The following is a 344-nucleotide window of genomic DNA, read 5'->3' on the forward strand; positions in this document are numbered from 1 at the left end:
ACATCCCGGCGCTGGTGGAACCCAGCCTCCCCGACAGCATCGCGCTGCGCATGGATGCGTCCGAGGGTGGGCTGACCCTGTCGGGTGATCCGGGCTCGTTGTCCCAGGCCATCGTTAACCTGGTGCTCAATGCCCGCGATGCCATCGGGAACCGGGCGGGCCGAATCGACCTGCGGATTTCGGCGGTGACCGGTCAGTGCGGTGCAGAGATCCAGGTGGGCGAGCTGCGCCCCCAGGCCCGGTACGCGCGCATCGACGTGTCCGACACCGGCGCGGGGATCGCGGCGGATCAGCTGGTCGCGGTGTTCGAGCCCTATTTTTCGACCAAGGGGCGGCACGGCACC

General features: G+C 68.9%; 1 protein-coding gene. It reads left to right on the top strand.

Features of this window, described 5'->3' with window-relative positions; all coding sequences use genetic code 11:
- A partial coding sequence (locus tag E0702_RS15995) for an ATP-binding protein (RefSeq protein ID WP_240721791.1) occupies positions 1-344 on the top strand: 344 nt, incomplete at both ends.

The sequence above is a fragment of the Halomonas marinisediminis genome (assembly GCF_004347715.1).
GTDB lineage: Bacteria > Pseudomonadota > Gammaproteobacteria > Pseudomonadales > Halomonadaceae > Halomonas > Halomonas icarae.